The sequence below is a fragment of the Stenotrophomonas sp. genome, assembly GCF_050737075.1.
Lineage (GTDB): Bacteria > Pseudomonadota > Gammaproteobacteria > Xanthomonadales > Xanthomonadaceae > Stenotrophomonas.
This window is the reverse complement of sequence record NZ_JBOHXV010000148.1, coordinates 1-6,815: the sequence shown is the minus strand read 5'-3', so window position 1 is coordinate 6,815 and position 6,815 is coordinate 1. Positions and strand designations below refer to the sequence as shown.

The 6,815-nt window shown below is 61.7% G+C and carries 7 protein-coding genes; 3 read left to right on the top strand and 4 right to left on the bottom strand.

Features of this window, described 5'->3' with window-relative positions; genetic code table 11:
* Window positions 1-86: 86 nt before the first annotated feature.
* Together ACREPD_RS21300 and ACREPD_RS21295 are read right to left on the bottom strand one after the other, a co-directional pair.
* Window positions 87-881, bottom strand: a complete 795-nt coding sequence (locus ACREPD_RS21300) for a siderophore-interacting protein (RefSeq protein ID WP_431601140.1) — start codon at window positions 879-881, stop codon at window positions 87-89.
* A gap of 78 nt (window positions 882-959) precedes the next feature.
* Window positions 960-1,472 (bottom strand): PadR family transcriptional regulator, encoded by a 513-nt coding sequence (locus ACREPD_RS21295; RefSeq protein ID WP_431601139.1) that lies wholly within the window; start codon window positions 1,470-1,472, stop codon window positions 960-962.
* A gap of 492 nt (window positions 1,473-1,964) precedes the next feature.
* Between ACREPD_RS21295 and aceE the strand changes: the two genes are divergently transcribed.
* The 3 genes from aceE to ACREPD_RS21280 all read left to right on the top strand — a co-directional run bounded on the left by aceE (window position 1,965) and on the right by ACREPD_RS21280 (window position 5,934).
* Window positions 1,965-4,652 carry a pyruvate dehydrogenase (acetyl-transferring), homodimeric type gene (gene aceE / locus ACREPD_RS21290; RefSeq protein WP_431601138.1) on the top strand — a complete coding sequence of 896 codons (2,688 nt, stop codon included), beginning with the start codon at window positions 1,965-1,967 and terminating at the stop codon, window positions 4,650-4,652.
* A 97-nt stretch (window positions 4,653-4,749) separates the two neighbouring features.
* Window positions 4,750-4,938: a hypothetical protein gene (locus tag ACREPD_RS21285; protein WP_431601137.1), complete on the top strand. Its 189-nt coding sequence runs from the start codon at window positions 4,750-4,752 to the stop codon at window positions 4,936-4,938.
* 12 nt (window positions 4,939-4,950) lie between these two features.
* Window positions 4,951-5,934: a hypothetical protein gene (locus tag ACREPD_RS21280; protein WP_431601136.1), complete on the top strand. Its 984-nt coding sequence runs from the start codon at window positions 4,951-4,953 to the stop codon at window positions 5,932-5,934.
* 22 nt (window positions 5,935-5,956) lie between these two features.
* On the opposite strand, the gene ACREPD_RS21275 is transcribed toward ACREPD_RS21280, so the two are convergent.
* Window positions 5,957-6,607: a 5-methylcytosine restriction system specificity protein McrC gene (locus tag ACREPD_RS21275; protein ID WP_431601135.1), complete on the bottom strand. Its 651-nt coding sequence runs from the start codon at window positions 6,605-6,607 to the stop codon at window positions 5,957-5,959.
* A gap of 110 nt (window positions 6,608-6,717) precedes the next feature.
* On the bottom strand, window positions 6,718-6,815 hold a 98-nt coding region (locus ACREPD_RS21270; RefSeq protein ID WP_046427907.1), incomplete at its 5' end, for an IS3 family transposase.

Below are 6,815 nucleotides of genomic sequence, written 5' to 3'. Positions count from 1 at the left end.
GGTCGTGCGGCGCCGCAATCCGGTAGCGCCGGCCGTTGGCCGGCCCAGGCGATACGTGGTCCGGCCAACGGCCGGGGCTACCGCACTCAGTCGCCTTCATACTCGGGATGCGCCTTCCAGTACCCCGTGGAACGAATCCACTCCTTGGGCACCCCCAGATGCCCCTCGATGTACTTGCGCATCATCCGCGCCCGGCGCGATTCGGTGGCAATCCAGTAGAACGTGTCGCCCTCCGGCTCCTCAAAGTCGGTGAACACGTCCTCCAGCAGCGTGCTCGTCGCCCCGTCAAAACCGTTGCGCTCCAGCCAATACACCCGAATACGGTCATCCTCCGGCAGCTGCTGGCGGTCGTCCGCCTCCGGAATCTCGATGTACACCTCCGCACGCGCCTGCTCCGGCAGCGTCTCCAGCCAGCGGCTGATGGCCGGCAGCGCCGTCTCATCGCCAATCAGCACGTAGGTGTCGTAGTCATCGGCGGTCATATGCGACCCACGCGGGCCACCCACCGCAATCGCATCACCCGGCTGCGCATTGGCCGCCCAGCTCGACGCCACCCCGTGCCCGTGCAGCACGAAGTCGATCGCCAGCTCCCTGGTTTCCAGGTCCCACCAGCGCGGCGTGTAATCGCGGGCGGGCGAGGGCGCCTGGCCTTCCGGGTAGCGCGGGCCTTCCGGGGTCATCGTCGGCACCACGAACTGGCCTTCCGCATTCGGGAAGAACAGCTTCAAGTGGTCGTCGGGCGAGGGCGAATCGAAGCCTTCCAGCGCCTCACCGCCCACGATCACCCGGCGCATGCACGGGGTGATTTCCTCGGTGCGCAGCACCTGCAGCAGGCGGAACTTCACGGTATGACGCAGCAAGCGGTTTTCATGCAAAGCCATGGGAACACCTGTAATCAGTGCCGCACACGCGGCGTAGGGGGGAAGGACCTGGCTGGCCGTAAGCGAGCTGGGTCTGAATCAATCGGGTCGGCGGCCGGGCGCACGGATCTGTGCGGCGGCCTCGCGCAGCGCCTGCGCCACCGCGGCCGCGTTGTCGTCCTGCCATCGGGCGTGGTGCAGGGCGAGGGCCTGTTTCACCTCGCGCAGCGCGTCGCGCACCACCGGCGGCAGGTTGGCCTTGGCGATCGAGCGCGCGCTGTGGCGCACCCGGTGCAGCGCCGCGTCCACCTCTTCGCGCTGCGCCGCCAGCTCGGCCTGGCCCAGCGCATTGAGCTGGTAGCGCTTGCGGCCGCCATCTTCAACCGCACTCACCCAGCCGGCGGCCTCGAACTGCGACAGCACCGGGTAGATCGAGCCCGCGCTGGGCGTATACACCCGCACGAACATCTCGCTGATGCACTGGATCAGCTCATAGCCGTGGCGCGGCTGCTGGCCCAGCAGCGACAGCACCAGCAGGCGCAGGTCGCCGCGGCTGAGCGGCCGGGCAGGGGTAGCGCGGGCAGAACGTTCAAGGTCACGCGGAGCAGTCATTTCGATATATCGAATGAAGTGCGATAACGATATATCGAAATCATCACCGGTGGTAGAGCGAGGCCCTGCCTCGCTAACGGAACGGTTCAGCATCCGACCAAGCTGCCCCTCACCAAAACCGCCCACCCACCAAACGCCCCCACGCGACGGTGCGTGCCCCAAGTAGAACGCTGGCCAGCCCCACCCACCCCAACCACCCACGTTCCACGCCCCACCATATGACAGCGCTAGCCAATCCCCGCCCCCCAAACCGCCCCCCACCAACACGCCGCTGTCCCCCTGCCGCACCCATGTCATCCCCATCAACCACCCTGAAACCGCGCGTGGAACCGCCAAACCCCACCCACCCCACTGTCGCGCCATGTCCCCCCAGACACCGCGCAGCGCTTCCATACGCACCCGTAGCGAAGTAAGCAAACCCATTGGTGCGCTACACTTTGCGGCTAGAAATCTAAAACAGTCGCGCGCGTGCGTGCGGTCATGGGAGCGCAAATGAACTGGTTGAACGAGGTGCTGAACAACGACCCGAATCCTGTGGAAACCCAGGAATGGATCGAGTCGCTGAAGGCCGTTATTGATGTCGAGGGCCCTGAGCGCGCGCATCAACTGTTGGAAGGCATGGTGGAACTGACCCGTCGTTCGGGTGCTTACCTGCCGTTCTCTCCCACCACCGAGTACGTGAACACCATCGCGCCGACCCTGGAGGCCAAGAGCCCGGGCAACGCCGAACTGGAATGGCGCATTCGTTCCATCATCCGTTGGAACGCCATGGCGACCGTCGTGCGCGCCAACCGCAAGCCGGGCGACCTGGGCGGCCACATCGCCAGCTTCGCCTCCGGTGCCACCCTGTACGACGTGGGCTTCAACCACTTCTGGCGCGCCCCCAGCGACAACCACCCGGGCGACCTGCTCTTCATCCAGGGCCACAGCGCCCCGGGCATCTATGCGCGTTCCTTCCTGGAAGGCCGCATCGATGAGCAGCAGCTCGACAAGTTCCGCATGGAAGTCGACGGCGGTGGCCTTTCCAGCTACCCGCACCCGTGGCTGATGCCGGACTACTGGCAGACCCCCACCGTGTCCATGGGCCTGGGCCCGCTGGCGGCCATCTACCAGGCGCAGTTCCTGCGTTACCTGGAAAACCGTGGCCTCATCGAAAAGAGCGACCGCAAGGTGTGGTGCTTCATCGGCGACGGCGAGAGCGACGAGCCGGAAACCCTGGGCGCCATCGCGCTGGCCGGCCGTGAAGGCCTGGACAACCTGATCTTCGTGGTGAACTGCAACCTGCAGCGCCTCGACGGCCCGGTGCGCGGCAACGGCAAGATCATCCAGGAACTGGAAGGCGTGTTCCGTGGCGGCGGCTGGAATGTCATCAAGCTGCTGTGGGGCGGTTACTGGGATGCCCTGCTGGCCAAGGACACCAACGGTGTCCTGCGCAAGCTCATGATGGAAACCGTCGACGGCGAATACCAGAACTGCAAGGCCTTCGGCGGCGCGTACACGCGCGAGCATTTCTTCGGCAAGTACCCGGAAACCGTCGCCATGGTGGCCGGTCTTTCCGACGACGACATCTGGCGCCTCAACCGTGGTGGCCACGACCCGCACAAGGTGTACGCCGCCTACCACCAGGCCGTAAACACCAAGGGCATGCCCACCGTTATCCTGGCCAAGACGGTCAAGGGCTACGGCATGGGCAGCGCCGGTGAGGCGCTCAACCCGACCCACCAGACCAAGAAGCTGGACGACGAAGCCGTCAAGCACTTCCGCGACCGCTTCAACATTCCGGTGACCGATGCGCAGCTGGCCGACGGCCAGGTGCCGTTCTACCACCCGGGCCCGGACTCGCCGGAAGTGAAGTACCTGCAGGAGCGCCGCGCCGCACTGGGCGGTTACCTGCCGCAGCGCCGCCGCAAGGCCACCAAGAGCTTCAACGCACCGAAGCTGGAAACCTACGAGCGCCTGCTCAAGAGCAGCGGCGAGCGCAGCTACTCCACCACCATGGCCTTCGTGCAGAGCCTGAACATCACCCTGCGCGACAAGGAACTGGGCCCGCACATCGTGCCGATCGTGGCCGACGAAGCCCGTACCTTTGGTATGGAAGGCTTGTTCCGCCAGATCGGCATCTACGCGCCGTTCGGCCAGAAGTACAAGCCGGTCGACGCCGACCAGCTCATGTTCTACCGCGAAGACCAGAGCGGCCAGGTGCTGCAGCAGGGCATCAGCGAGCCGGGCGCCATCAGCTCCTGGATGGCGGCCGGTACCAGCTACTCGGTCAGCAACGTGCCGATGCTGCCGTTCTACATCTACTACAGCATGTTCGGCTTCCAGCGCGTGGGCGACATTGCCTGGCAGGCCGCCGACATGCGTACCCGCGGCTTCCTGCTCGGCGGCACCGCCGGCCGCACCACGCTCAACGGTGAAGGCCTGCAGCACGAAGATGGCCACAGCCATCTGGCGGCGGGCGGCATTCCGAACGTGCGCAGCTACGATCCCACGTTTGGCTTCGAAGTGACCGTCATCCTCCAGCACGGCACCAAGGCCATGATGGAAGACCAGATTGATGAGTACTACTACATCACTCTGATGAACGAGAACTACACCCACCCGGAAATGCCGGAAGGCGCCGCCGAAGGCATCGTCAAGGGCATGTACCTGCTCACCGACGCCGGCAAGCCGAAGAAGAACGAGCTGCGCGTGCAGCTGCTGGGTTCGGGCACCATCCTGCGCGAGGCCATTGAAGCGGCCGCGCTGCTGGAGAAGGACTTCGGCGTCACCGCCGACATCTGGAGCTGCCCGAGCTTCAACGAACTGCGCCGCGATGGTTTCGACGCCGAGCGTTGGAACCGCCTGCACCCGGAAGACACCCAGCGCAAGGCCTACGTGACCGAGCTGCTGGAAGACCGCCAGGGCCCGGTGATTGCTGCCACGGACTACGTGCGTGCGTATGCGGACCAGATCCGCGCGTTCGTGCCGGCCACCTTCACCGTGCTGGGTACCGATGGCTTCGGCCGTTCGGACACCCGTGCCAACCTGCGTCGCTTCTTCGAAGTTGACCGGTACTACATCGCGCATGCCGCGATTGCGGCACTGGCCAAGGACGGGAAGATGACCGGGAAGGATGTGGCCCGGGCTATCAAGCAGTACAAGATTGACCCTGAGAAGGGGAATCCTGTCGGGGTTTGATTGAGTTCGCCTATATCGGAACAGGCGTCTCAGGTGGCGAGAACGCAGGGGCATACAATGCCCCTGCGTGATGGACACTGCAACTGAAGGAGCATGTATGTCGACGGGTACGCGAAAGATCAAAAGCGATCTCCGCAACTTCGCCGGAGAGGTGATGCGAGAGCTGCAGGCGCGCCAGACCGTTCAGAGCTTCAATGGAGCGCTGAAGGTCAATCACGACCGGGTCGTGATCAGCGAAGCAGAAGGAAGAAGGGCCATCGAGAAGTTGAGGCAGCGACTGAAGTAAGGGAGCATTTTCATGGGGGCGGGAAGCTCGGCCATCGCGGTACTGGTTCTTGTGATCAGCGGTTTCATCTTCAACCTGATCTTTCATCCCGTTCGGTACTTCTCCAGCCGGGCGGAGGGTCAGAAGTTGTTCTTCATGTCGGCGGGCTCAGGCATACTTTTGGGCGCATTGGTTTTTCTGGCCGTATCGTGGCTGAAGCCATACCTCCCCGCTGATTCTTGGCCGCTTCGCCTGGCTCAGTTCGTCAATCAGTCGATTCCGATCCCATACGCATTTCGGTTGATCCTCGCGCTAACTGGGTCTATCGCGCTCTCCTCCTTTCTCAACCTATTTTCGGTTTGGATAGTCCGAGGGGCGAAGACAAACCAGCAGCTACTAAAGGGCACTTCTAGGACGAAGGCGCAGCGAGTATACGATCGCCTGACGGATTCCAACGGAAGTTCCATGGCGCAGTTGTTCCGCCGGGCAGCGGATAAGCAGAGCCTCGTAATGTTGACTCTAAAGTCCAGAAAGATCTACTGCGGACGGATCTTTGAGGTTCCGCCCAACATCGACGCCGCGGATGCCTGTATCGAGATACTACCCTCGTTCTCAGCCTACCGAGACAAAGACAGCCTACGCATGGGAGAGGCGAGGACAGAGTATCCAGTGATCGAGCTTTGGATTGCTAAGCAAAGGCTCTATACGCTCGAGGAGAACATCCGCCTCTTTGACCTCAACGCAGATGAGCTCTTTTTCCGCATAGTCGGAGCCCGTCGCGAGACGGGATTGGCGCAGAAGTTCCTTCGGCGCACCCGGAGAATGCTTGAATCGCAACGCAAAGAGGCGGCCGAGGTGGTCGCTAGATTTCAAGGCGCGAAGGACTTTGATATCGAGGATTGGATCAAGGTCATTAGCATCAAGGAAGTTGAATCCGCTTCTTTCTATGACCCGGATGCATACGCGACATGGTTCTCCAAGGCATCGATGAAAGTCGCCGACTCAATGCAGGTGTAGGGTGCGGCTCAAAAGGGGTTAGTCAAAGAGGCGTTGACTCTGTCTGTGAAGATGGTCCCTGGGCAAGTGCAAATAAGTCATCGGCAAGCTGCCTTTCCTGTTGCTGCATCGTCGCCACTCCCAAGTCCAGCCGGTAACCATAAAGAGAGACCGATCCGACGCGACCGATCAGATACGCGCCTGCGTGACCCCCAACTCCGCAGAGGTGCAGGATAATCGCAATCCTGGTTCCATAGCTTAAAGCGTAGGTCAACGCCTGGTTGATGTCTGATCTGTCTGGCTTCTCTTTGTACTTAACTTCTACTACAACTCGTATCGCTGAGTTTGAGATTACGATGTCAGGCTGTGCGGGGGGCGATGGGCGGTCATCAAATAGTGGCTTTCTTCCAATGGTATTGCCGTCTTCAATTCGCCAATCTGCCGGTGCGTGGAGACTGATTGAATTTCTTACATAGTCTTCGAACATCGTCTCGAAGTTGACGATAAATCCATCGAGCTCATGTTCGTCACCGCTATCATCAAGCGAGATACCGTTGCCATGTAGGATGAGGCTCGCGTAGCTGACCGCGTCCGCATAGAACGCGAGCGATTCGGGTAGCGATCTTGAAGGGAATGCTGAAAGTCTGCCGTCGCCAGGTCGAAGCGGTCCTACTGAAGTGGGAACTGTACGCAACGCCTCACCGACAATTGCCCTGACTGGAGCGGAGGCTTCACCCGCCGATTGCAATAGATGTTGAGCTTTGGCAAGTCCGGCTGAATCGCCCAGGGTTTTGTAGACAGTCGTCAGCCGTTTAGTGCGTACTGCTTCTCGAACTCTACCGGGGACAGCCCGTCGTTGGAACTGTGCCGCCGTTTTGGGTTGTAAAACATCTCGATGTACT

Coding starts and splice junctions, on each gene's coding strand:
- ACREPD_RS21300 (WP_431601140.1), bottom strand. CDS start 881: ATGGCTTTGCATGAAAACCGCTTGCTGCGTCATACCGTGAAGTTCCGC.
- ACREPD_RS21280 (WP_431601136.1), top strand. CDS start 4,951: ATGGGGGCGGGAAGCTCGGCCATCGCGGTACTGGTTCTTGTGATCAGC.
- aceE (WP_431601138.1), top strand. CDS start 1,965: ATGAACTGGTTGAACGAGGTGCTGAACAACGACCCGAATCCTGTGGAA.
- ACREPD_RS21295 (WP_431601139.1), bottom strand. CDS start 1,472: ATGACTGCTCCGCGTGACCTTGAACGTTCTGCCCGCGCTACCCCTGCC.
- ACREPD_RS21285 (WP_431601137.1), top strand. CDS start 4,750: ATGTCGACGGGTACGCGAAAGATCAAAAGCGATCTCCGCAACTTCGCC.